Source organism: Maribacter sp. 1_MG-2023 (genome assembly GCF_030547005.1).
Classification (GTDB): domain Bacteria; phylum Bacteroidota; class Bacteroidia; order Flavobacteriales; family Flavobacteriaceae; genus Maribacter.
In genome coordinates, this window is the sequence record NZ_JAUOPN010000001.1 from 566979 (window position 1) to 591909 (window position 24931).

The 24931-nt window shown below is 35.6% G+C and carries 20 protein-coding genes; 9 read left to right on the forward strand and 11 right to left on the reverse strand.

Annotation, left to right across the window (positions count from 1 at the left end; all coding sequences use genetic code 11):
* Positions 1-192: 192 nt before the first annotated feature.
* The 4 genes from Q4500_RS02520 to Q4500_RS02535 form a co-directional block, all read right to left on the reverse strand.
* Positions 193-453: a hypothetical protein gene (locus tag Q4500_RS02520; RefSeq protein ID WP_303598174.1), complete on the reverse strand. Its 261-nt coding sequence runs from the start codon at positions 451-453 to the stop codon at positions 193-195.
* A 155-nt stretch (positions 454-608) separates the two neighbouring features.
* Complete coding sequence (locus Q4500_RS02525) at positions 609-2480, reverse strand: ABC-F family ATP-binding cassette domain-containing protein (RefSeq protein ID WP_303598175.1); 1872 nt, start codon at positions 2478-2480, stop codon at positions 609-611.
* A 16-nt stretch (positions 2481-2496) separates the two neighbouring features.
* On the reverse strand, positions 2497-3678 hold the full coding sequence (locus tag Q4500_RS02530) for a DUF4105 domain-containing protein (protein WP_303598176.1): 1182 nt from the start codon (positions 3676-3678) through the stop codon (positions 2497-2499).
* A 172-nt stretch (positions 3679-3850) separates the two neighbouring features.
* On the reverse strand, positions 3851-7303 hold the full coding sequence (locus tag Q4500_RS02535; RefSeq protein WP_303598177.1) for a pyruvate carboxylase: 3453 nt from the start codon (positions 7301-7303) through the stop codon (positions 3851-3853).
* A gap of 393 nt (positions 7304-7696) precedes the next feature.
* Between Q4500_RS02535 and Q4500_RS02540 the strand changes: the two genes are divergently transcribed.
* The 5 genes from Q4500_RS02540 to Q4500_RS02560 are packed head-to-tail and all read left to right on the forward strand — an operon-like array spanning position 7697 to position 13245.
* Positions 7697-8434: a phosphatidylcholine/phosphatidylserine synthase gene (locus Q4500_RS02540; RefSeq protein WP_299320085.1), complete on the forward strand. Its 738-nt coding sequence runs from the start codon at positions 7697-7699 to the stop codon at positions 8432-8434.
* Between the two features lie 27 nt (positions 8435-8461).
* Positions 8462-8977, forward strand: coding sequence for a DinB family protein (locus tag Q4500_RS02545; RefSeq protein ID WP_303598178.1), 516 nt, complete (start codon positions 8462-8464; stop codon positions 8975-8977).
* Between the two features lie 30 nt (positions 8978-9007).
* On the forward strand, positions 9008-10072 hold the full coding sequence (locus Q4500_RS02550; protein WP_303598179.1) for an FAD-dependent oxidoreductase: 1065 nt from the start codon (positions 9008-9010) through the stop codon (positions 10070-10072).
* Between the two features lie 7 nt (positions 10073-10079).
* The gene (locus tag Q4500_RS02555) at positions 10080-11024 is read left to right on the forward strand and encodes a tRNA-dihydrouridine synthase (RefSeq protein ID WP_303598180.1); all 945 of its coding nucleotides are present in this window, start codon (positions 10080-10082) and stop codon (positions 11022-11024) included.
* A 40-nt stretch (positions 11025-11064) separates the two neighbouring features.
* The gene (locus Q4500_RS02560) at positions 11065-13245 is read left to right on the forward strand and encodes a radical SAM protein (RefSeq protein WP_303598181.1); all 2181 of its coding nucleotides are present in this window, start codon (positions 11065-11067) and stop codon (positions 13243-13245) included.
* A gap of 55 nt (positions 13246-13300) precedes the next feature.
* Here Q4500_RS02560 and Q4500_RS02565 read toward each other — a convergent pair whose 3' ends face one another.
* Complete coding sequence (locus tag Q4500_RS02565; RefSeq protein ID WP_303598182.1) at positions 13301-14998, reverse strand: alkaline phosphatase; 1698 nt, start codon at positions 14996-14998, stop codon at positions 13301-13303.
* A gap of 155 nt (positions 14999-15153) precedes the next feature.
* Between Q4500_RS02565 and Q4500_RS02570 the strand changes: the two genes are divergently transcribed.
* The 3 genes from Q4500_RS02570 to Q4500_RS02580 are packed head-to-tail and all read left to right on the forward strand — an operon-like array spanning position 15154 to position 17277.
* Positions 15154-15633, forward strand: a complete 480-nt coding sequence (locus Q4500_RS02570; protein WP_303598183.1) for a GyrI-like domain-containing protein — start codon at positions 15154-15156, stop codon at positions 15631-15633.
* Positions 15630-16904, forward strand: coding sequence for a nitrate/nitrite transporter (locus Q4500_RS02575; protein WP_303598184.1), 1275 nt, complete (start codon positions 15630-15632; stop codon positions 16902-16904). The genes Q4500_RS02570 and Q4500_RS02575 overlap by 4 nt, the downstream gene beginning before the upstream one ends.
* Positions 16891-17277 carry a DUF4345 domain-containing protein gene (locus Q4500_RS02580; RefSeq protein ID WP_303598185.1) on the forward strand — a complete coding sequence of 129 codons (387 nt, stop codon included), beginning with the start codon at positions 16891-16893 and terminating at the stop codon, positions 17275-17277. Before Q4500_RS02575 ends, Q4500_RS02580 begins: the two co-directional genes overlap by 14 nt.
* 12 nt (positions 17278-17289) lie before the next feature.
* Here the strand turns inward: Q4500_RS02580 and lptB are convergent, their stop codons facing one another.
* The 4 genes from lptB to Q4500_RS02600 are packed head-to-tail and all read right to left on the reverse strand — an operon-like array spanning position 17290 to position 20274.
* On the reverse strand, positions 17290-18030 hold the full coding sequence (lptB, locus tag Q4500_RS02585; RefSeq protein ID WP_027064458.1) for an LPS export ABC transporter ATP-binding protein: 741 nt from the start codon (positions 18028-18030) through the stop codon (positions 17290-17292).
* A 51-nt stretch (positions 18031-18081) separates the two neighbouring features.
* Positions 18082-18432 carry a carboxymuconolactone decarboxylase family protein gene (locus Q4500_RS02590; protein ID WP_299320044.1) on the reverse strand — a complete coding sequence of 117 codons (351 nt, stop codon included), beginning with the start codon at positions 18430-18432 and terminating at the stop codon, positions 18082-18084.
* Positions 18416-19297, reverse strand: coding sequence for a twin-arginine translocase subunit TatC (gene tatC, locus Q4500_RS02595; RefSeq protein WP_073243475.1), 882 nt, complete (start codon positions 19295-19297; stop codon positions 18416-18418). Before tatC ends, Q4500_RS02590 begins: the two co-directional genes overlap by 17 nt.
* Positions 19297-20274, reverse strand: a complete 978-nt coding sequence (locus Q4500_RS02600; RefSeq protein WP_303598186.1) for an SIS domain-containing protein — start codon at positions 20272-20274, stop codon at positions 19297-19299. The genes tatC and Q4500_RS02600 overlap by 1 nt, the downstream gene beginning before the upstream one ends.
* A gap of 173 nt (positions 20275-20447) precedes the next feature.
* On the opposite strand from Q4500_RS02600, the gene recQ reads away from it, so the two are divergent.
* Entirely contained in the window at positions 20448-22658 is a 2211-nt protein-coding gene (gene recQ / locus Q4500_RS02605; RefSeq protein WP_303598187.1) for a DNA helicase RecQ, read from the forward strand.
* 96 nt (positions 22659-22754) lie between these two features.
* On the opposite strand, the gene Q4500_RS02610 is transcribed toward recQ, so the two are convergent.
* Positions 22755-24068 carry a carboxypeptidase-like regulatory domain-containing protein gene (locus Q4500_RS02610; protein ID WP_303598188.1) on the reverse strand — a complete coding sequence of 438 codons (1314 nt, stop codon included), beginning with the start codon at positions 24066-24068 and terminating at the stop codon, positions 22755-22757.
* A gap of 97 nt (positions 24069-24165) precedes the next feature.
* Positions 24166-24909 carry a 23S rRNA pseudouridine(2604) synthase RluF gene (rluF, locus tag Q4500_RS02615; protein WP_303598189.1) on the reverse strand — a complete coding sequence of 248 codons (744 nt, stop codon included), beginning with the start codon at positions 24907-24909 and terminating at the stop codon, positions 24166-24168.
* Between the last annotated feature and the right edge of the window lie 22 nt (positions 24910-24931).

Sequence of the window (24931 nt, forward strand, 5' to 3'; positions counted from 1 at the left end):
AAGTTTTGATGTTATCTGCTTTTAAATTATACCGAAACTAACTATTACAGAAATATATGAAATAAGGTTGAATGGTCATTTTGACTTGAGAATGAATTTTGAACTTGATTTATGAGATTGAACTTAATAGTAGGTTTTGGTAAGAAATGGGGTAGGTCTAGATTTGGGGCGAAAAGGATATTTAAAATTGTATTAAGAAAGTTTAGCTCTATTTAATTTTGTTGAGAATTTTAAAGCCTTGATTACCCTGTTGTTTTTATTCTTGTACAATCTTGCAACTTCTATTGTGTTTTCAGTTTCGATTGTTGGAACAGTAATATCATTACTTTCAATTGTTTGAACCATCTCTACTTGTACAGTTTCGATCTCTAAAGAAACATTCTCGTTGTTAGCTTGCGCTTGTACTAAGAAAGTAGAGAAGAAAAGAGCGGTTAAAAGAATAATTGATTTCATACTATTTGTTTTACACTGCTAAAGTACAGGGATGAACAAACATATTTTACCGCTCATAGTTGGGCAGCATTTAACTGTAGACGAATGGTAAAAATCATTCGTCTACAGTTATTGTAGTTTTAAAATGTATTCGGAAATTAACGTGTTAATGAGGTCTAACCTTCTATTATTGCTGAAAGCTCAAACCAACGCTCGGTCTTACTCTCAATAGTATCGGTTACTTCTTTTAGTTCTATACCTAGGTCTTTAATTTCATCACCACTTAATGAGCCATCGGTAAACTTCTCTTGTAGCGTAACCTTCTTTTTTTCTAATTTTTGAATTTCGCGTTCTAGTTTTTTGAACTCCTGTTGGTCTGCGTAAGATATTTTAGGTGAAGTATCTGGTTCTTTCCAACTAGTTTTAGGAGCGCTTTGAACTTCTTTCTGTTCGCGTTTCTCTAATACCTGACTGTCTTCGTATGCTCTGTAGTCAGAATAGTTACCTGGGAAATCTTCTACAACTGCATCGCCTCTAAACACAAATAGGTGGTCTACAATTTTATCCATAAAATAACGATCGTGAGATACCACCATTAAGCACCCTTGGAAATCCATTAAGAAGCTTTCCAAAACATTTAGCGTTACAATATCTAAATCGTTTGTTGGCTCATCTAATATTAAGAAGTTCGGATTCTGAATTAATATAGTACATAGGTATAGTCGCTTTCGCTCACCACCACTTAGTTTATCAACGAAATCATATTGCTTTTTTCTGTCGAAAAGAAAACGTTCTAATAGCTGCTGAGCAGAAATCTGTCTCCCTTTCATTAAAGGAATGTAATCTCCGAATTCGCGAATAACATCGATTACTTTCTGACCTTCTTTTATTTCAATACCTTTTTGAGTGTAGTAACCGAACTTGATTGTTTCACCTACAATTACTTTTCCGCTGTCCGGTTGGTCGCGTCCACTTAAAATATTTAAGAAGGTAGATTTACCGGTACCATTCTTACCAATGATACCAATACGTTCTCCTTTTTGAAAAACATATTCAAACTTATCTAGAATTGGCTTACCAGGGAAGGATTTAGAAATCTTATGAAGTTCAAGAATTTTGCTACCAACACGTTCCATATTCAATTCTAACTGAACTTGATGGTCTTTTCTGCGTTGACTTGCTTTATCTTTAATAACTGCAAAATCATCTATTCTAGATTTAGACTTGGTAGTACGGGCTTTAGGTTGCCTGCGCATCCAATCCAATTCCTTTTTGAAAAGAAGCTCTGTTTTATGCTGCTCTACAGCTTCTTGCTCAATACGGGCTTCTTTCTTTTCTAAATAGTAACTATAATTCCCTTTATATGGATATAGTTTTCCGTTTTCTAGTTCAATGATTTCATTACAAACACGTTCCAAAAAATAACGGTCGTGTGTTACCATAAACAAGGTCATGTTTTCTTTCGCAAAAAACTCTTCTAACCATTCTATCATTTCTAAATCTAAATGGTTGGTAGGTTCATCTAATACTAAAAGATCTGGTTTATTGATTAGAGCATTGGCAAGTGCCAAACGTTTCTTTTGTCCACCAGAGAGCTTGCCTACTTTGGCATCTAAATCGTCAAGTTTTAACTTAGAAAGAATCTGTTTGTATTGGGTTTCAAAATCCCAAGCTTCAAAACGATCCATCGCATCAAAGGCTTTTTGGTAGGCGTCTGCATCTTCGGGGTTTAGTAATGCCTTTTCGTAATTAGCCAATACTGTCAGTACCTCATTATCTGAAGCGAAAATAGTTTCTTCTACAGTTAAGTTTGGATCCATTACCGGCTCTTGAGCCAAAAAGGAAACACGTGTAGATTTACGGTAGTTCACCTGACCTGAATCGGGGGAGTCAGCCCCTGACAATATATTTAGTATAGAAGTTTTTCCTGTACCGTTTTTAGCGATTAAAGCAATTTTTTGGTCTTTGTTGATCCCAAAAGATAGGTTCTCAAAAAGAACATTTTCGCCATAGGATTTCGAAATATTTTCAACGGTAAGTAGATTCATGTAGGGTAACTTAATTTTATTTTTTAGCTAGTTGTTTACTCTTAAAGTAATAGATGAGATATAAATAACGAATAGCCAATGCTAGTAAAACGATAATTAGTAATATGGAAAACACTTGAATTTTAAACAGCCACAGCATACAAGTAATGCCTAGTAATATGGTTAAAAATATGATGTAAGTGATCATCCATGACGGAATCTGCTTTTTTATCATCATAAATGCGATTATGATATTTGGGGCAAATGCCCACAGCGAATTAAAATTTGCCTTGGTAGCCAAATGGTCTGTACCAAACCAAAGGAATAAAATTAGAACACCTGCTAACCCCGTAACTGCGAGCAGCCCGAAGTCTAACCATTTGTTTCTTCGTAAGTTTTTAAAATCGGTATAGGTGATATAGCATACTAAAAAAAGCAGAATACTTAGCCAGAATAAAGGAGTTAAAAATATAAGAGAGCGGTATTCTTGTTCAGGAATATCTAAAATAACAGACTCACTTTTAACTATCGGCTTGCCATTTAGCGTGGTATGTTTCATTTGCTCGTACACATAAATTGGTAAGAACAAATGTTCGTATGGCGTTGCTTCTCTGTCAATTACAGAACCTAATGCAAGGTCAATACCGAAATTAGACCACGAGTTCGGATTTAACTTCAAACGGATTAACTCGCGAAATGTCAGTTGATCTTCTAAATAATTATAATCAAAATTAAATGTGCTCCCTAAAGTTTTTTCAAATACCATAGGTATTCTAGTGGCACAGTTATCAAACAAAAAGTCGTACTTATATTTCTTGTTTTCTGGCAGTAAGTTGTGCTCTAGAAAAGTGACAATCTGGTTGCGTTGTTCTAAATTGACATCTAAAACTTGCTCTTTTATCCAACGTTTTTCTTGTTGGTAAGAATAATCGAAGTACTTAAACGGAATTCTAGAAATGGTGTATGATAACTTACCTCTAGTAAAATTTAAATAGAAATTAGGGTCCTCAAAATCATACGTACCGTAACCGTAAACTTCATCTATACCTAAAGTTGGGTCTTGTAGTCGTATGGCACTATGCCCGAATTTGGCAGCTAAGTCTTCACCTGTGCCTACGGTCAATAAACTGATTTTTGATAATGGAGATAGTTGTGCATTTTGAGAATGTCCCCAAAATGCAGTAAAAAGTAGAATTAAAAACGTGATTTTTCTGAACATACTTTTACTAGCTCATAGCAGGTGCAAAGATGCGAATAATAACAGACTTCATAGATATTGGTTTTTTATAATTTTATGTCAATTAACTATTTCCGTAAAGTGCTGTTTTATACAAATCTAAAAGCCACCTCTAGAGGTGGCTTTTTTAAATACATTATTTAGATTTTAATGGCTATTCAATAGATACAATTAAATCGTCTTGTTTTACCATGCTACCTTCTTTTAGACTAACCGATGTAACCGTACCTGCTTTAAAAGAAGTTACGGTAGTCTCCATTTTCATGGCTTCAATTACAAATAAAGGATCGTTCTCTTTTATGGTTTGACCTTTTTTGACCAATACCTTGTATAAAGAACCTTGTAGAGGAGCACCAATTTGGTTCGGGTTTTCTAAATCTATCTTTTCATTCGATTCGATCTTAAGATTTAAAGAAGTATCTAAAACATCAACAAATCTGTTTTCTCCGTTTACTTGAAAGAATACAGTTCGCAAGCCTAGTTCGTTAGGTATGCCGACAGAGAGTAACCTTACGATTACCGTTTTACCCGGTTCTAACTCTATTAAGGTTTCTTCACGAAGTTTCATACCGTAGAAGAAATGCTTTGTTTGTACCAGCGCTAAATTGCCATACAGCTTATAGTTTTCATGTGCTTTTTCAAACACTTTTGGGTATAAGGTGTACGAAAGAAAATCTTCCATTTCAATACCACGTGTAAACCCTTTTTGAAACTTCTTTTTAAAGGCTTTAAATTCCTTGTCAAAATCAGTTGGTGCTAAATGTGCATTTGGTCTGTTCGTATATGGTTTTTTGTTTTTAAGAATGATTTTCTGAAGCTTCTTAGGGAATCCGCCAACGGGCTGACCTAAGTCTCCCATAAAGAAACTAATTACAGAATCTGGGAAAGATATTTCCTCACCACGTGTCATAACATCTTCTGTAGTAAGATTATTAGTCACCATGAAAATTGCCATGTCACCAACCACTTTTGAACTGGGTGTTACCTTAATAAGGTTGCCAAATAGTTTATTTACCTCGGCATACATTGTTTTTACTTCTTCAAATCGGTCACCTAAACCTAAAGCAGTTGCTTGCGGACGCAAATTAGAATACTGTCCGCCAGGTATTTCATGTGAATACACCTCTGCAGTACCCGCTTTTAATCCAGACTCAAAAGGATAATAAAGCTCTCTTGTATCTTCCCAGAAATTAGAGAACTGATTTAGTTTCGGCATATCAAACTCATGCGCTCTTGGCTGACCCTTCATCATCTCAACTACAGAGTTAAAGTTTGGCTGAGATGTTAATCCAGATAATCCGCCTAATGCTACATCGACCACATCAACACCAGCCTCAATAGCTTTTAGATACGTTGTCGTCTGTAAAGAAGAGGTATCGTGCGTATGTAAATGTATCGGCAGCTTAACCGTGTCTTTTAATGCTAAAACCAATTCAGTAGCAGCATAAGGCTTCAGTAGACCTGCCATATCTTTTATAGCAATCATATGTGCACCGGCATTTTCTAGATCTTTTGCCAGCTGTGTGTAATATTTTAAAGTATACTTGGTTTCGTTGATATCTAAAATATCACCAGTATAACTTATAGCAGCTTCTGCGATACCACCAGTTTTATTACGAACATAATTAATACTTGGTTCCATCGCCTTTACCCAGTTCAATGAATCGAAAATTCTAAAAATATCCACGCCGTTTTCCCAAGATTTCTCAACGAATTTTTCAATTAAATTATCAGGATATGCTTTGTACCCAACTCCGTTAGATCCACGAAGTAGCATTTGAAATAATATATTCGGTACTGCTTTACGTAATTCGCGTAAACGTGTCCACGGACTTTCGTGTAAAAAGCGCATACTTACATCGAAGGTTGCACCACCCCAAACTTCCATACTAAAGGTATTTGGGTGATTCTTTGCATAACTCTCTGCAACTCGCAACATATCATACGTTCGCATTCTTGTTGCTAATAGCGATTGGTGCGCATCGCGCATTGTGGTATCTGTATAATGAATCTTCTTTTCATCCATTAACCAAGCACAAAATTTCTCGGGACCCATTTCTGTTAGCATATCTTTTGTTCCTTTCGGATGTGCTTCTAGCGGATTGAATTTTGGAACCTTTGCATTTCTAAAGACCTTGTTTTCGTCGATATACTTAACATCAGAATTACCATTGACAATAACTTCGGCAAGGAAGTTGACAACTTTGGATGTTCTATCTTGTGGTAGTTTTATCTTGAATAGGGCAGGGGTGTTCTGTATAAAATTGACAGTAACCTTACCATCTTTAAAAGTAGGGTGTTGTATAACATTTTGAAGAAAATGAATATTGGTTTTAACTCCTCTAATTCTAAATTCTTTTAAAGCTCGTACCATTTTACGTGTAGCGCCATCTAGAGTTCTACCGTGAGATGAGACCTTTACCAACATCGAATCAAAAAACGGACTCACTTGATACCCTTGGTAGATACTACCGGCATCTAAGCGAATTCCCATACCAGAGGCACTTCTATATGTAGTTACCGTACCGTAATCTGGAGTGAAATTATTTCCTGGATCTTCTGTGGTTAAACGACATTGTAATGCAAAACCATAGGTAGCAATGGTTTCTTGACCATATATTTTAATCTGTTGACTATCTAGTTTATAATTTCCGGCAATGAAAATTTGAGTTTTTACCAAGTCGATTCCAGTAACCATTTCTGTAACCGTATGTTCCACTTGTATTCTTGGGTTTACCTCAATGAAATATATGTTATCATCTGGGTCTACTAAAAACTCTACCGTACCAATATTGTTATAGTTGACTTCTTGGGCAATGTCAACGGCATATTTGTAAAGATTCTGTTTTACATCTTCACTAACATTGTGTGACGGTGCTATCTCTACCACTTTTTGGTGACGACGTTGAACTGAACAATCGCGCTCATGTAAATGGCGGATATTTCCGTGGTTATCGGCAACAATTTGTACTTCTATATGTTTAGGATTTTCGACATACTTTTCTAGAAACATGGTGTCATCGCCAAATGCGTTTAATGCTTCGTTTCTAGCAGAATCGAAATTCATTTCTAGATCCTCATCTTTTCTAATGATACGCATTCCACGCCCACCACCACCAGAAGCAGCTTTCAACATTATGGGATAACCTATAGTTGCGGCTTGGGTCAATGCAACTTTTAAAGAAGTTAATTTCTTTTTATTACTCTCAATGATTGGAACATTACATTTTACGGCAACTTTCTTAGCGGTAATTTTATCGCCCAGAGCATCCATTACTTTTGGGTCAGGACCAATGAAAATAATATCATTGGCGGCACACTGTCTTGCGAATTCAGAATTTTCAGATAAGAAACCATAACCTGGGTGAATGGCATCTACGTTTTTAGCCTTTGCCAAAGCTATAATCTGCGGAATGTCTAAATAAGGTTTTAAAGGCTGATTGTCTTCACCAATTTGATAAGATTCATCTGCTTTATTTCGGTGTTGTGAATAGCGGTCTTCATAGGTGTAAATGGCAACTGTTTTAATGTTCAGTTCAGAACAGGCGCGCAATATACGAATTGCAATTTCACTTCGATTGGCTACTAAAACCTTTTTAATTTTCATTTTTTGGTACTGTATTTAATGGTTAGTGTTTATCTGTATTTGTTATAAAACTTCATTTTTTATCTGAAATTGTTACAAAGGCTATAATTTAATTCTAAAATATCAACTAAACAATACTATGCATGCATAGTATTTTTCATTTAGGAACTAATTTGTGATATCATCTCAGAGAAGGTAGTTTATATTTTAATACGATAAGCCTAAGTGGTTGTGAATTTGATGGTTGTCCACCTTTAATTTGTTAGAATAGTTTTTGATGCCTTGCAAAATATAGATGAGCTTGGAGCTTTTTATAACGGAATACCACTACCACCATATAATTATATTAATTTAGAGCAATAATTGAGCAGGGCATTTTGCCCCGCTGAACATATTGACATTACACCGACTATCATGAAAAAGCACATTCCTAATTTTATTACTCTATTAAATGTTTTCTGTGGCTGTGTGGCTACTATGTTTGCTGTCATGAATAGATTAGAGTTTGCCGCAATATTTGTTGCACTAGGTATTTTCTTTGATTTTTTTGACGGATTAGCGGCTCGTGTTTTAGATGTAAAAAGCGAATTAGGCCTACAGTTAGATTCTTTGGCAGATATGATTACTAGCGGACTAGTACCTGGTATTGTAATGTTTCAATTATTGGCAATGTCTCAAACCAGTGGATGGGGAGATGGTGCTCACTTTTTTATGGAAGCCGGTAAATTTCAATACATACACTTAATACCTTTTTTAGGCTTTATCATCACCATGGCATCGGGTTATCGATTGGCGAAATTCAATATAGATGAAAATCAGACGTCTTCGTTTATTGGTTTGCCAACACCCGCTAATGCACTTTTAATACTTTCATTACCACTTATCCTTTTATATCAGAACAATGATTTTTTAAATAGTATCATTCTTAATCAATGGTTCTTGATCATCTTAACATTGGTGAGTGCATATTTATTAAATGCTAATTTGCCGCTCTTTGCTTTAAAATTCAAGAATACAAGCTTCAAGGATAATGCCATGCGTTATATCTTTCTTATCATTAGTCTTGTGCTAATCGTTACCATGAAGTTCATGGCTATTCCCTTAATTATTCTGTTTTATGTAGTAAGTTCTGTCATACAAGAGAGACTTTAAATTTAGAATTATTTAGGAAGAATGATTATGGAAAATGAAGAATATGAGTTTTGGTTAAGCGGACCTATTCAAGGTGTGCCAGATTTGCTGCAACCAGCAGTGCATGCCTTATTACAGTCAGAAAGAGAGCTTAAAAAGTATACTCAAGATTTTCCTAAAGAATTACTTTGGGCTAAAACATCAGGTAGAGCTTCTATTGGTTTTCATATGAACCATATTACGGGAGTGTTAGATAGAATGATGACTTATGCCAAAGGTGAATCGCTATCTGATGCGCAATTTCAATTTCTAAAAAAAGAAGGTGCCTTTAATTTAACTACTGAAGTTGGCGACTTACAAGAGCAATTTTCAACTAAAGTTTCTGAAGCGCTAGCATATTTCAAAACGATACCAGAATCTTCACTTACAGAAAAAAGAACTGTAGGTAGAAAGAAGTTGCCATCTACCGTAATCGGACTTTTATTTCATACTGCAGAGCATAGTCAAAGGCATATTGGGCAATTATTAGTAACTGCCAGTGTACTGCAATCTAAAATATCTTAGTCCGTCATTTAATCAGAATAACTTTATAGCATGAATACATCGGTAGTAATTATCGGCGCAGGATTAACGGGTTTGTTAACTGCAAATCGTTTACAAGAACTAGGTTTTGATGTCAAGGTTTTAGAAGCACGAGAAAGAATTGGAGGTAGAATTAACACTTTAGTATCTGGGAAGGCAAAAGTTGAAATGGGTGCTACTTGGTTTAATGAAAGTCACTACCATTTATTAGATGTTATAGAGGAATTTAAAGTTCCTTATTTCGAACAATTTATGACCGGTACATCTTATTTTCAAACATTTTCAAATGTACCACCCCAAGAAATTGCAGTTCCAAATGATAGTCCGAGTTACCGATTTAAAAACGGGACTGTTGATTTGCTCAATTCAATAGCTGCTAAACTGAAACCAAATACTATCTTTTTAAATGAAGAGGTTAATGAGGTAAATGTTATTGATGATGATGTTGAAGTGAAAACCAATTCTCGCACATTAAATGCTGGTATTGTTATTACTACGTTGCCACCAGCAACATTAATAGATCAAATAACATTTACGCCTCAGTTACCAAATGAATTGGTTTCTTTAGCAGAACAAACCCACACTTGGATGCAAGATTCTATTAAAGTTGCATTGACTTATAAAAAACCATTTTGGCGAGAAGAAGGTAAATCGGGTACTATATTTAGCAATGTTGGTCCGCTTAGCGAATTTTATGATCAGTCGAATGTAGAGAAGGAGTCATATGCCCTTGTTGGTTTCGCTTCTGGTAGCTGTGCGCGTTTTACTAAAGAGCAACGCATTGAGAAAATTGAAGCACAATTGAAAATGGTTTTTGGTGATGAGGCTTTGCAATACGAATCGTATCACGAGACGACTTGGTACAATGAAGAGTTTACCAAATCGAATAGGCAAGAAGATAACTTATTTCCACATCAAAATGGCGGTCATGCACTATATCAAGCACCCTTATTCGATAATAAATTATTTATTTCTGGTACAGAAACATCAAAACATCACTCTGGTTACATGGAAGGCGCTATTTTTGCAGCTGAATCTGTTGTTGTAAAATTGAAGAATTTGCACCTAACGCAGTAATACATACATGTCAGTTACCTTATTATCATCCCCATTACAGGGCTTTACCGATTTTAGATTCCGTAATGCATTCCATAAATATTTTGGAGGCATCGATACGTTCTACGCGCCATACATTCGTTTGAATGGTAAAATGGTGATTAAAAACTCGTATCAGAAAGATTTACAGCCAGAAAATAATACCACCCTAGAAGTTATTCCACAAGTAATGACGGGCGATGCTGATGAATTTCTTTTCGTTGTAAAGTATATTCAAAGTTTAGGATATAAAGAATTGAACTGGAATTTAGGTTGCCCTTACCCAATGGTAACAAAACAAGGTATGGGTAGCGGACTCATTTGTAACCCCGAAAAAATAGATCATATTTTAAAACGAGCTCATGAAGAAACCGATGTGGTGGTTTCTATGAAAATGAGAATGGGGTATGAAAATGCAGAAGAGATATTAGATGTTTTTCCTGTTTTGGATACCTATCCGTTAAAGAATATTGCTATTCACGCACGTATTGGAAAACAATTGTATAAGGGCGGAGTAGATCTTGATGCTTTTCAGAAGTGTGTTGAAAGTACCAAACATACATTATATTATAACGGCGATATTACTACAGTAGCGAAGTTTCAAGAAATGAAAGAGCGCTTCCCTACAATTGAAAACTTTATGATGGGAAGAGGTTTAATTGCCGACCCATTTCTGCCAAGTATGATTAAAAACAATACGACGGAATATCCAAAAGACCGCTGGAAGATTTTTTCCGAATTTCACGACACCATTTATCAGCAATATGATGAAGCATTATCAGGGCCAACACCTATAAAAATGAAAATGCGTGGTTTCTGGGAATACTTTGCACTTTCAACTTCCAATCCGCATAAGGCATTCAAAAAGATAAAAAAGGCTAATAATCCCAAAGCATATCAGCAGGCGGTGCGTGAGATATTGAATAATGAGTAGAGTAACCATTATCTTTGCAGCATTGTTCTAAAATAACTTTGTGAAAGACCTTCTTTTAATAACTCCTCCTTTTACCCAATTAAATACTCCGTATCCGGCAACGGCTTACATTAAAGGGTTTTTGAATACGAAACATATTTCTTCTTTTCAGTCCGATTTAGGGATTGAGGTTATTTTATCACTTTTCAATAAAAATACATTTCAGCAACTTTTTGACATGGCTATTTCTTCGGATGCTATTGTGTCTGAAAATTGCCAAAGAATATATGCGCTGCGAAATGATTATTTGAAAACGCTAGATGCCGTTATTCTTTTTTTACAAGGTAAAAATGACACCTTGGCTAGACAATTATGTACCGATAATTTTTTGCCGCAAGCTTCTCGTTTTGAACAGTTAGATGATTTAGAATGGGCTTTTGGTAATATGGGTATGCAAGATAAAGCCAAACATCTGGCAACCTTATATCTTGAAGATTTATCAGATTTTATTGTAGAATGTATTGACCCAAATTTTGGGTTCAGTAGGTATGCAGAAAGATTGGGGCGAAGTGCCAATTCATTCGATGAGCTTTATAATCATCTTAACGAAGAACCCACTTTTATTGATGAATTAACGCTTGAGTTGTTAGCGGAACAATTGAAAACTATACAACCTAAATTGGTATGTTTTTCGGTTCCTTTTCCTGGTAATTTATATAGTGCTTTTCGTTGTGCTCAATTTATAAAAGCTAATTATCCTGATGTAAAAATTGCTATGGGTGGCGGATTCCCAAATACAGAACTGCGTAGCCTTACCGATGTCCGTGTGTTTGAGTTTTTTGATTTTATAACCTTAGATGACGGGGAGCTTCCGTTAGAATTAGTGCATAAATATGTTGTAAACGGAATAGGGGAATTAAAAAGAGCATTCATTTTAGAAGATGATAAAGTTGTTTACAAGAATGATAGTCTAAGACAAGATTATAAACAAATAGATGTTGGCACACCAGATTATGGTGACCTACAATTAAGCAATTACATTTCGGTCATTGAAATTGCTAACCCCATGCATAGTTTATGGAGTGATGGTCGTTGGAACAAATTGACCATGGCTCATGGCTGCTATTGGGGTAAATGTACTTTTTGCGATATCTCTTTAGATTATATAAAAATATATGAACCTGTTGCGGCAAGTCTATTGGTTGACCGCGTAGAGACATTAATGACCCAAACAGGAGAATCGGGATTTCATTTTGTGGATGAAGCTGCACCGCCATCATTAATGAAAGCTTTTGCATTGGAGATATTGAAAAGAAATTTGACCATCACCTGGTGGACGAATATTCGTTTTGAAAAGAACTTTACCCAAGATTTGTGTTTTTTACTAAAAGCATCGGGCTGTATTGCGGTGTCAGGCGGATTGGAAGTGGCATCTGATCGTTTGTTGAAACTTATTGATAAAGGCGTAACGGTAGAACAAGTGGCCCAAGTGACACGAAATTTGACCGAATCAAATATTATGGTGCATTCGTATTTAATGTACGGCTACCCAACACAGACCATTCAAGAAACGGTAGATAGTTTAGAAATGGTGCGTCAGTTGTTTGAATTGGGAATCATACAATCTGGTTTTTGGCACCAGTTTGCATTAACTGCTCATAGTCCCGTTGGTTTGCATCCTGAGGAATACGGAGTAATGCCAGATTTGAAGTCCATCACTTTTGCTAACAACGATATAGATTTTAAAGATAAAACGGGAGTTGACCACAGTAAGTTCAGCTTCGGATTAAAAAAATCACTGTTCAATTTTATGCATGGTATCGGTTTCGACATGAGTTTGCAAGAATGGTTCGATTTTAAGATTCCACCTTCAACGATTTCCGCAGACTATATCTATAATTGCTTGCAACAAGAACTTGTTCTGAATACAAAATCTACGGCTAAAATAGCATGGATAGGACCAATGCCTATTGCCAATGAACGTGTGAAGAAGAAAAAAGGCATGACTTGGCAGCAGTTAGAATTGGGTTTTCATACAAAGACAGATATGTATGAAATAATAGTAGATAAGGATAAAGGAGAATGGTTGCTTGCTACTTTAGAACAATTGAAACCTGAGAATAAGCCTTTAAGTTATGGTCAGTTGAAAAAAGATTACGAATATCAATTAGAAGATTTTGAGTTGTTTTGGTATTCAAAGCAAATTATTGGGCTTCGTGAACATGGTCTTTTAGTGCTATAAAAAAAGCCGCATTGCAAATGCAATACGACTTTAATATATTAATGATTGGTGAGGTTTAAGAGTATGTAAGCGTATACCCTGTTTCTGTAGTATACGATTCCGATAAAAGTGTGTCAACGAATATCCATTCAGATGTAACATCACTAGTCGTGAATGTTGTCATCATATATCCTCTTTTTGAGGCATCAAAATAATTTAATCCATCTATTAAAGCTATCAACGCTTCTTGAAAACCGGCGATTAATTCTGGCGAAGAGTTAGCGCCAAGATAGGTTTCAAAGCCTGGTGAACTAATAGAAGATGTGGCTAGTTCAATACCTACTTCTGTTCCGTTTTGTGCCTTTAAGGTGTTCTGCCAAGCATTATGTGTATCACCTGCGAAAGTGACTATTTTTTTACCGTTTAATCCTGCGTAAATAATCTCACGGTCTATAGGGTATCCGTCCCAAGCATCAAGATTGTAAGGTATAGCGGTAGTTACCCTTGCTATTTCTTCGTTGGTCAGTGTTGGGTCGTTATTAAGCAATCTTAGTTTTATGGTCACCAACTCTGTCAATATAGTACCGAATTCAGGTAAGCCAAATGAGGTTAAAAATTCTATAGGTATATACATTTGACCCATTAATACCTGTTGACCTAATACTTGCCATTTTGCCGCACTACTATTTAATTCAGATAGTACCCAGTCTCTTTGTGTTACTCCTAAAATAGAGCGTGAAGGGTCGGTCAATGCTGTTTGAAATGCTACTGCATCAAAACCTGTAGCCGTTACATAATCTGTAATGTTTAATTGTTTGTCTCTGCCAATTAAACGGGTGTCCATTAAGATTAGGTTGACCAAGTTTCCAATATTTACTGAACGATAAATAATGCTATTATCATCTGCTGATATTCTTGAGAAAGGTAAAAACTCGCTATATGCCTGTAATGCATTTTGTTTTCTTACTTCAAAACTACCTTCTGTGGCTTCATCATGGTTTTCTGCTCCTTCTTTATAAGTGTCATTGGCAATTTCATGATCGTCCCAAACACAAATGAACGGTTTCTTTTGGTGGGCTAATTGTAAAGAAGCATCTGATCTATATTGCTTGTATCTTGTTCTATAATCATCTAAAGAAATAATTTCTCCTGCAGGTTCATGAAAACGGTTCAAGAAAGCGTTTTCTGCTGTAGATCCGTATCCGCCAGCGCCATATTCGTAGAAATAATCCCCTAAATGTACAATGATATCAGCATCGGAATTTGCCATGGCATCGTAAACATTGAATAAACCAGCTTGGTAATTGGAGCAAGAACAAACTGCTAATTTTGCTTGTGTGGCATCTGTTGGTAATGTGATAGTTTCACCAATTACGGAAACGGAATTATCGGTTGTGCTTATAAATCTATAGTACAACTTTAGATCAGCTTCTAATTCTGTCAACTCTATGGCTAACGTGTTATCTCTTGAGCTCTCAGTTGTTATTTTTCCTGTGCGTAATATGCTGTTGAAGTTATTGTCTGTAGAAACTTCCCAGATAATTTCAACGTCATTATTAATAAATCGTGTCCAAATTATTACGCTTGTGCTACTTGGGTCAAAACTGGCTACACCGTAATTGAAATTTTGAACGGTAAGTAAAGCTTCATCATAGGACACCTGTAAATCATCATCATCGCTACAACTAATAAAATTCGGAGCTAGAATAAGTCCGCCCGAAGCCATTAATGCTTTTTGAATAAAATTTCTTCTTGTGTTTTTCTTCGTTTTCATCTGGTAATTTAGTTTCCTCAAAATTGTTCTAATTCTTACTAAAGCATGTTAGTTGAACTTTATGTTTAGGTTATTGAAACTATAGGCGATTACAAGTCTGCTATTTTTCGAGAATTTAAATGAATTGGTTATGTTTGATTATTATACTAGGGTAGATGGAAGCTAGAATTGTAAAAAGTAAAGAACGAAAATTGATTGGGCTTTCTCAGGAAATGAGTTTGATAGATAATAAAACTTTTGATCTGTGGAAGAATTTCAGAGGGCGAAGTAAGGAAGTGCTAAATAGGTCGTCTGATGATTTTATCTCTCTACAAGAATATCCAGTAGATTATTTTAAAGAGTTTTCTCCTGCAAATAGATTTGTAAAATGGGCATGCGTTGAGGTTGAAAATTTAGAGTTCATTCCAGAGAAAATGAATAGTTTAATTTTAGAAACTGGCTTGTTTGCGGTGTTCAATTACAAAGGAACTGCACAAAATGCACAGGCTTTTTTTCAATTGATTTATGGGGAATGGATTCCCAAATCTGATTATATCTTAAATGACCGTCCTCATTTTGAAGTACTGGGAGCTAAATACAAAAACAATGATCCAAACTCAGAAGAAGAGGTTTGGATTCCGATAAGAGAAAAATGAAAGACCCCGAAAAAGCGCCTTGGTATTATCTGTTGTTATTGATTTTAGCAGGGGAAAGTGTCTTTATTTTGCCTTTTGTATTGCAACGTGTTTTTAGACCTACCGTTTTAAAAGTATTTGAACTAGATAATGTTTCGTTGGGTTTGTGTTTTTCCGTGTATGGCTTTGTTGCATTGATTTCTTATTTATTAGGAGGACCTTTAGCCGATAAATTTCAGCCAAGAAAATTAATAGCCATTGCGCTTTGGATGACCGCTCTTGGCGGATTGGTTTTTGCTACATTCCCAGACTATTTAACCTTGCAAGTACTTTACGGCTTTTGGGGTTTTACCACAATTTTCTTGTTTTGGTCGCCTATGATCAAAGCTACCCGAGTGTGGGGAGGTCAAAGTTCACAAGGCAAAGCTTTTGGATTTTTAGATGGCGGTAGGGGATTGGTAGGTGCACTATTTGGAACACTGGGAGTGCTTGTTTTTTCTCACTTTATGTCGGCAGATCTAGAAGTTGCCACTTTAGAAGAAAGCAGGTTTGCTTTTCGCTATGTAATATTGACCTCTTCAGCAATAGTATCTATTGTAGGTGTTCTTGTCTGGTTTTTTATGAGATTACCTGAGAGCCTTGAAAATGAGATTGTCGTAGAAAGAATCACCGTTTCTCAAATTAAAGAAGTACTACGTTTACCTTCGGTTTTACTACTAATGATTATAATTCTATGTGCTTACGTGGGTTATAAAATCACCGATATTTTTTCGCTTTATGCGCAAGATGTAATGTTGTACAATGAGGTGGAATCTGCAGAAGTAGGTACATTTTTATTATTCGCAAGACCGGTAGTAGGTGTTTTAATAGGTGTGGTAGCAGACCGTTCTAGGCCTAGTTTATTTTTATTAATAGGTTTTGTAGTTGCGCTGATCGGTTCTTTAGTATTTGCATCTGGCATGGTTGCCGATGTTTCTTATTTAATGTTCTTATTTTCTATCATGATCGTGGCACTAGGGGTGTATGCAATTCGATCTTTATATTTTGCTGTAATGCAGAGTGGTAAAATTCCGTTGGTGCTTACTGGTACTGCGGTTGGGTTGATTTCGTTGATAGGGTATACTCCCGATATTTTTGCTGGTCCGGCAATGGGCTATTTATTAGATGCATCACCTGGCTTAGAAGGACATCAACATGTATTCTGGATGCTAGCCGTATTTTCATTTATTGGTGGAATAGCAGCATTTAGATATTTTCAACTTTATGGAAAACCATTCAATGACGAATCATAAAAATCTTAACTTATTATTATCAGGAGTTATTGTTATTATAGCCGGTATAGTCTATGGTGGTCACCCAACGTATATTATGCCCGAACTCTTGGGTTTTGAAGTGGTTGATTTGGAGTTAAAAAATATGCTACGTGCGGTAATGGGTATTTATGTAGGTGTTGGACTATTTTGGGTATTGGGGTCTCTTAAACCAAAACTTTGGTACGCTGCAACTTTATGTAATGTGCTCTTTATGGGTGGAATTTCTTTTGGTAGAATAGTAAGTACGCTCTTTGATGGAGTATCGCCATTATTCACTCCCGCCTTATTTTTAGAATTGTTATTCTTCGGATGGGGAATATATAATCTTAAAAAGTATAAGGATATAGAGTAGGTGTAGTGTTCTTTAGAAATCTAACTTTTTCTTACGAAGTTCAAAGTTCTGACCCAGATAAACTTTACGTACCATTTCATCTGCAGCTAATTCTTCGGGTTCTCCCGATTTTAGAATACCACCCTCAAACATTAGGTAAGAACGCTCTGTAATAGCAAGCGTTTCTTGAACGTTGTGGTCGGTAATAAGTATACCAATGTTTTTGTCTTTTAACTGCGCTACAATACGTTGAATATCCTCTACAGCCACGGGATCAACCCCTGCGAAAGGTTCATCTAGTAAAATAAACTTTGGATCGGTTGCCAAAGCCCTAGCGATTTCAGTTCTTCTTCGCTCACCACCAGATAATAAATCACCACGACTCTTACGAATATGACCTAAACCGAACTCTTCAATAAGCGACTCCATTTTCATGTGTTGCTCTTTTTTGCTCAATTTTGTCAATTGAAGTACGCTTAAAATATTTTTTTCAATACTTAGCTTTCTAAAGACCGAAGCTTCTTGAGCCAAGTACCCAATACCATTTTGAGCTCTTTTATACATAGGAAATTTTGTAATCTCCATGTCATCTAAATAGATGCTACCGCCATTTGGTTTTATAAGCCCAACAATCATGTAAAAGGAAGTTGTTTTACCTGCACCGTTTGGTCCTAGCAATCCTACAATTTCACCTTGATTAACTTCAAGAGAAATTCCTTTAACCACCCTACGACCTCTGTAGGACTTCATTATATTGTCGGCACGTAACTTCATGTTTTCAAATCTATTGGTTATTGGTCTGTTAGAAAAGTAATTAGGGATTATTTAACCTTGTTGGTTTTCTAATTCTTCCCAATACTCGTAAGCTCTTCTTAAATGTGGTATAACAATAGTACCGCCAACCAAAGTTGCAATACTTAACGTTTCCATAATCTCTTCTTTAGAAACCCCTTCGTTATAAGAACTCTCTAAATGATATTTTACACAATCGTCGCAACGAAGTACAGTAGATGCTACAAGACCTAATAACTCTTTAGTTTTTACGTCTAAAGTACCTGCAGCAAAGGCATTGGTGTCTAAGTTAAATATGCGTTTTACAACTTTATTATTATCAGCCAATAACTTATCGTTCATCTTAGAACGGTAGGCATTAAATTCTTCAATTTGGTTTGACATTTCTATTTTTCTTTTTTTCTTTTTCAGCTTTTTTTCTTTCTTTTCTCAATACCATTCCAGAAATATAAATACTTATTTGGTATAAAAATATTACTGGTATAGCAACTATAATTTGACTTGTAACGTCTGGTGGGGTAATTACCGCAGAGAGTATCAAAACAACCACCAATGCAATTTTTCGATACTTTTTCATTAATTCTGGCGTAACCAAACCTACTTTGGTCAAAAAGAAAATGATAATTGGTAGTTCAAATAAAATACCACAAGCAAGCACAGATATTTTTAATGTACCTATGTACGAATCTAAATCGAACTCGTTTAAAACGGAGTCACTTACAACGTAAGATCCTAAGAAGTTAATAGAAAGTGGTGCTACGATATAGTAACCGAATAATACACCGATAAAGAATAAGATGGAGGCAATTAGAATAAATCCTCGTGAATTCTTGCGTTCGTTCGCATGAAGACCAGGACTAATAAACTTCCACATTTCATATAAAATGTATGGAAAGCCAAGAATAACACCTGCCCAAATAGAGGTCCAGATGTGAGCTGAAAACTGTCCGCCCATTTCACGACTCTGTATAGAGAATGGAAATTCATCACCACAAAAAGAGGAATCTATTACTGTAAAAGATTGAACTTTATTTAACCACGTAGCGATATCACAAAAAAAGCGATACGTCGGAAAATCCATATTCTTAGGTCCGAAAATAATGGTGTCGAAAATGAAACCTTTCATCAAAAATGCAACACTTCCAATGATGACAACAGCTAAAACGGATCTAATTAAGTGCCATCTTAATTCTTCTAAATGATCAAGAAATGACATCTCGTTTGGTGGCGTGGTAGTTTTGGAACTCATTATAAAATACCTTCGTTTATTAAATTATGTAAATGGATAACCCCAACATAGTTATCCTCATCCATGGCCAACAATTGTGATATTCCCTTTTTCTGCATGTGCTCTAAAGCTTTAATAGCCAAAGTGTTTGAAGGTATGGTTTTAGGGTTTTTGGTCATAATGTCTTCGGCAGTTAAGCCTTTAATATTATCATGCTTGTTTAGCATGCGTCTAATATCGCCATCCGTTACGATACCAACAACTTTTTCGCCATCAAGTACAGCAGTTACCCCTAACATTTTTTTAGAGATTTCTACAATTACTTTTTTTACCTCTTCATCTTTTTGAACTTGAGGTACTTGATTTTTGCTGACCAAGTCTGCAACTCTTAAATATAATCTCTTGCCTAAAGATCCACCTGGGTGGTATTTTGCAAAATCTGAACTGCTAAATCCTTTGATTTCTAAAAGCACAATTGCAAGGGCATCACCCATAACTAATTGTGCCGTTGTACTTGTTGTAGGTGCCAATCCGTTCGGGCAAGCTTCCTTATCAACGTGTGTATTTAAAATAAAATCTGCTTGTTTTGCCAAAAAAGAATCGGTGTTACCGGTCATGGCAATTAACTTGTTCGTACCTCTCTTTATTAGTGGAACCAACATCTTAATTTCGGGTGTATTACCACTGTTAGAAATGCAGATAACTACATCATTATCTTGTACTGTTCCTAGGTCTCCGTGTATAGCATCGCCAGCATGCATGAAAATTGCGGGAGTACCCGTAGAATTCATAGTAGCTACAATTTTTGTGGCAATGATAGCACTCTTTCCAATACCTGAAATGATAACGCGCCCTTTTGCTTCAATAATGCAGTTTACGATACTAGCAAAATCATCAGTTAAAAGAGAGGAAAGTTGTGCTATAGCATCACGCTCAGTTTCAATGGTTTTTTTCGCTAAGCCAATAATGGTGTCCGTTGATATCAATCTATTATTCAAATTATGGATTGTATTCCTAAAAGAATGTATTATCTTTAAGATGACAAAATTAAACAAACTTAATTTTAAATGCCGATTATCGCATAATAATTTAGAAACGCCTAGCTAGGCAAATTGTAATTTTGCTCGCTTATAAATTTTTAAAGTAAGTAGTGTCCCCTTAAATGTAAAATGTGACTGACAGTAAAGAATTTGACAATATCGATTTACATTCCTCATTAAAAAAATATTTTGGTTTTTCTAAGTTTAAAGGACTTCAAGAGGAAGTAATCAAGAATGTTCTTCGGCAGAATAATACTTTTGTTATTATGCCTACAGGTGGTGGTAAATCAATGTGCTATCAATTACCTGCCCTTATGCAAGAGGGTACGGCAATTATAGTTTCGCCATTGATTGCTCTAATGAAGAACCAGGTAGATGCCATTCGTGGTGTGTCTGCTGAAATAGGAGTTGCACATGTACTAAATTCCTCTTTGAATAAAGGGGAGATAAAACAGGTAAAACAAGATATAACCGATGGTATAACCAAATTGTTATACGTTGCACCAGAATCGCTGACAAAAGAAGAGAATGTAGAATTCTTACGCTCAGTTACGGTTTCTTTTGTAGCGGTAGATGAAGCGCATTGTATTTCTGAATGGGGTCATGATTTTAGACCTGAATACAGAAACCTTAAATCGATAGTAGAGCGATTAGGAGATAATATTCCGATTATTGGTCTTACAGCTACTGCTACGCCTAAGGTACAAGAAGATATTATTAAGAATCTTGGTATTGGTGGTGCGAAGTTATTTAAAGCTTCGTTCAACAGACCAAACCTATTTTACGAAGTACGTACCAAGACAGAAAATATTGAAGCTGATATTATTCGCTTTGTAAAACAAAATTCGGGTAAATCAGGGATTATATATTGCCTAAGCCGTAAAAAGGTAGAGGAATTAGCGCAAGTTTTACAGGTAAACGGCGTAAGTGCCGTGCCATATCATGCAGGATTTGATGCGAAAACAAGATCAAAATATCAAGATATGTTCTTGATGGAAGACGTAGATGTTGTAGTTGCTACCATTGCCTTTGGTATGGGTATCGATAAACCAGATGTACGTTTTGTAATTCACCACGATATTCCTAAAAGTATTGAAAGTTACTATCAAGAAACAGGTAGAGCTGGTCGTGATGGTGGCGAAGGACATTGTTTGGCATATTACTCTTATAAAGATATTGAGAAGTTAGAAAAATTTATGTCGGGCAAACCGGTTGCTGAACAAGAAATAGGGAATGCGCTGTTACAAGAAGTTGTAGCATATGCAGAAACTTCTATGTCTAGACGAAAGTTTATGCTTCACTATTTTGGTGAAGAATTTGATGACATTAACGGCGAAGGTGCCGAAATGGATGATAATACCAGAAACCCTAAAGAGAAAGAAGAAGCTCAAGATAATGTTGAAAAGCTGCTTAAAGTAGTAACGGGTACTAGTGAGAAATTTAAATCTAAAGAGATTGTAAATGCTTTGCGTGGAAAAACAAATGCTATCATATCTTCGCATAAAACCAACGAAAAAGAATTTTTCGGAATTGGTTCTGATAAAGATAAAAGTTATTGGATGGCGTTGATTCGCCAGACATTGGTTGCAGGATTTCTTAGAAAAGAGATAGAGCAATACGGTGTATTACACGTAACTGATAATGGTAAGGAATTTTTAAGTAAGCCATCATCTTTTATGATGACGAAAGATCATGTGTATAATGCAGAAAATGATAATGCCATTGTAGGTGCCGCTAAGTCTGGTGGTATTGCCGATGAGAAATTATTAAAGCAATTAAAAGATTTACGAAAAGCGCAGGCTAAGAAATTAGGCGTACCTCCGTTCGTAGTCTTTCAAGATCCTTCTTTAGAAGATATGGCATTGAAATACCCTATATCGCATGAAGAATTATTAAATGTACATGGTGTAGGTGAGGGTAAGGCAAAGAAATACGGTAAACCTTTTCTAGCCTATATTAATGCATATGTAGAGGAAAATGAAATAATTAGACCAGATGACCTTGTGGTCAAAAGTACAGGAGCTAATTCTGCCTTGAAATTGTATGTGATACAAAATGTAGATAGAAAATTGCCATTGTCTGATATTGCATCCTCTAAAGGATTAGAAATTCCGGATTTAATCAAAGAGATGGAGCAGATTGTATACAGTGGTACTAAATTGAATCTTAATTATTGGATTGATGATATCTTAGATGAAGATCAGCAAGAAGAAATTCATGATTACTTTTTAGAATCTGATACTGATGATTTAGAAGAAGCGATGTCTGAATTTGATGGTGAATATGAAGAAGAAGAATTGAGATTATACCGCTTAAAATTCATAAGTGAGGTGGCGAACTAAGTAGTAGTTGTTATAATATAAAAATCCCTTTGTAATTCTAATACTAGAATAGCAAAGGGATTTTTTCTAAACACTACTTAAAGCTTTGAAAATTTTCTAACGTGCAGCTGTGCCGCCAATAACAGATTTATCTTTTCGTAATTGTCTTTGTATTTTTTTGATAGCAGATTCTATAGATTTTTCTGGTTCTATAATATTATACTCTCCCCAGAAATCTGGATCTGCAAAACCGATAGCTTCATCACTTAATATAATAGAAGACTTCATTCTATCTTTATATTTTGGAAAGGTATTGTCTGTATTCTTTTCCCAATCGGTAATTGCCATTTCACAGTTCATGCTGTAAACTGAATTGAACAAACGCTTATCCCAATTGATTTTGAATTCTAATAGCACATTGCTGTACCCATAATACCATTTGCCATCTTTTTCTCTATAATCTACGCGATACGATACTTCTGTTGGCCACACTTCTGCATTCTTAGGCTTTCTTCTCACAAACATTTGAGACGCCAATCTTTTATCTGTAATGTTAAGAGAGTAAATAGCACTGGTTAAAATCTTGTTTTCAGCATCAATATATAATTTACCATTATATAGAGGGTCGATTATTTCAGGCTTTTGCTTAAAATCGATAACATAAATCAATTGGTCATTTACCCGTGTAGAAGTATCAAACGAAAAGTCGTAATAAGCCAAAGTCTCCGCAGTGAAAATGTAATTAGGGTATTTCACCATATCCACAAATAAAGTGTTAAACGGACCTCCTTGAAGTTTTAAAGCTACAGTGTCCAATTTAGTGTAGTCTGTGCTTTTACGTGCCTTGTAAAGTTCTAGTGCATCTGTCTTTTTAGAGGAATAGGGAGTTTTGTAAATATTTACTACCGCTTCAGACAAGCTTACATTAGTTCTTCTTTTTTTAATGGTTTCCCTGTAAAATGCCGTCATTACGGTACTTTCATTTAGGTAGTTATCACCTTTTCTGTTTAGAGTTTCTTTCACGAGGGCTTCTGCATCATTGGGAGCATCGATACGAGCTTCTGGTAATGCCATGACAAATTCCTTCATAAAGATTCTATTCTTCTCAAGGTCCAATTCGGTAATAACAATCTGTTTTGTTTTATAACCTAGAAAAGCAATTGTTAGTTTGTTGTCTGTATACTCATTGGGGACTTTCAAAGAAAATTGACCTTCAGAGTTGGTGATGGTGGTTACATTGGTATTGTCTACGGTGAGTGTTGCGAAAATTAATGGTCTCTTACTGTCAGCGTCTAATACTTCACCAGCATATTCGGTGTAATTAGTAGTTTGTGCAAACATAGTGTTGACTCCGATTCCTATAAAAAGTAGAAATACGAATACATACTTGACAGCATAATATTTTGTTGAAAAAATGTTCTTTTGTATCATGATGTTAGCTTTTCTTTTTAAGATAGTGATTTATAAAGAATTACAGCGATAATTTGTGTTAAATCGTTACAGCTGTGAATGAAGGAATTTAGATGGATTATTTATTACTATCAAATGTTTTTGATGACGTACTCACTAATCTATTTATTTCTTTTAATTCTTCTTCGGTTAAATCTCTCCATTTACCAACGGGTACATCTAGCTTAACGTTCATTATTCTAATACGTTTCAATTTCTTAACCCTATAATCTAAATATTCGCACATTCTACGAATTTGTCGGTTAAGACCTTGCGTAAGAATGATACGGAATTGATACGTACTCACCTCAAAAACTTCACATTCTCTGGTTACTTGGTCTAGCACAGGTATTCCTCTTCGCATCCTATTTAAAAAATCTATGGTAATAGGTTTATCCACAGTTACCAGATATTCTTTTTCGTGGTTGTTGCGAGCGCGAAGTATCTTGTTTACAATATCTCCATCATCGGTTAAGAAAATGAGTCCTTCGCTAGGCTTATCTAATCTGCCAATAGGGAAAATACGCTTCGGGTAATTAATGTAATCTATAATGTTATCTTTTTCAACTCCGGTGTCTGTAGTACAAACAATGCCTACTGGTTTGTTGAATGCCAAATAGGTAGATTTTCCTTTTGATTCTTTTATTAATTCGCCATCAACTTTAACCACATCGCCAGCTGAAATTTTAGTACCCATTTCTGGAACTTCTCCATTAATAGTTACTCTACCTTGGTCAATAAGTTTATCTGCAGCCCTACGTGAGCAATAACCTGCTTCACTGAGGTATTTGTTTATTCTAGTTTTATTGGCATTGTCTTGCATAGTCAGCTTGCTGTTTCTAATG

What these genes read in the sequence shown, in the direction of transcription:
- Q4500_RS02590 (WP_299320044.1), bottom strand. Translation starts at nt 18,432, where the DNA reads ATGTCAAACCAAATTGAAGAATTTAATGCCTACCGTTCTAAGATGAAC.
- Q4500_RS02580 (WP_303598185.1), top strand. Translation starts at nt 16,891, where the DNA reads ATGACGAATCATAAAAATCTTAACTTATTATTATCAGGAGTTATTGTT.
- Q4500_RS02555 (WP_303598180.1), top strand. Translation starts at nt 10,080, where the DNA reads ATGTCAGTTACCTTATTATCATCCCCATTACAGGGCTTTACCGATTTT.
- Q4500_RS02570 (WP_303598183.1), top strand. Translation starts at nt 15,154, where the DNA reads ATGGAAGCTAGAATTGTAAAAAGTAAAGAACGAAAATTGATTGGGCTT.
- Q4500_RS02545 (WP_303598178.1), top strand. Translation starts at nt 8,462, where the DNA reads ATGGAAAATGAAGAATATGAGTTTTGGTTAAGCGGACCTATTCAAGGT.
- Q4500_RS02575 (WP_303598184.1), top strand. Translation starts at nt 15,630, where the DNA reads ATGAAAGACCCCGAAAAAGCGCCTTGGTATTATCTGTTGTTATTGATT.
- Q4500_RS02525 (WP_303598175.1), bottom strand. Translation starts at nt 2,480, where the DNA reads ATGAATCTACTTACCGTTGAAAATATTTCGAAATCCTATGGCGAAAAT.
- Q4500_RS02520 (WP_303598174.1), bottom strand. Translation starts at nt 453, where the DNA reads ATGAAATCAATTATTCTTTTAACCGCTCTTTTCTTCTCTACTTTCTTA.
- lptB (WP_027064458.1), bottom strand. Translation starts at nt 18,030, where the DNA reads ATGAAGTTACGTGCCGACAATATAATGAAGTCCTACAGAGGTCGTAGG.
- Q4500_RS02610 (WP_303598188.1), bottom strand. Translation starts at nt 24,068, where the DNA reads ATGATACAAAAGAACATTTTTTCAACAAAATATTATGCTGTCAAGTAT.
- Q4500_RS02565 (WP_303598182.1), bottom strand. Translation starts at nt 14,998, where the DNA reads ATGAAAACGAAGAAAAACACAAGAAGAAATTTTATTCAAAAAGCATTA.
- rluF (WP_303598189.1), bottom strand. Translation starts at nt 24,909, where the DNA reads ATGCAAGACAATGCCAATAAAACTAGAATAAACAAATACCTCAGTGAA.
- Q4500_RS02550 (WP_303598179.1), top strand. Translation starts at nt 9,008, where the DNA reads ATGAATACATCGGTAGTAATTATCGGCGCAGGATTAACGGGTTTGTTA.
- tatC (WP_073243475.1), bottom strand. Translation starts at nt 19,297, where the DNA reads ATGAGTTCCAAAACTACCACGCCACCAAACGAGATGTCATTTCTTGAT.
- Q4500_RS02540 (WP_299320085.1), top strand. Translation starts at nt 7,697, where the DNA reads ATGAAAAAGCACATTCCTAATTTTATTACTCTATTAAATGTTTTCTGT.
- Q4500_RS02530 (WP_303598176.1), bottom strand. Translation starts at nt 3,678, where the DNA reads ATGTTCAGAAAAATCACGTTTTTAATTCTACTTTTTACTGCATTTTGG.
- Q4500_RS02535 (WP_303598177.1), bottom strand. Translation starts at nt 7,303, where the DNA reads ATGAAAATTAAAAAGGTTTTAGTAGCCAATCGAAGTGAAATTGCAATT.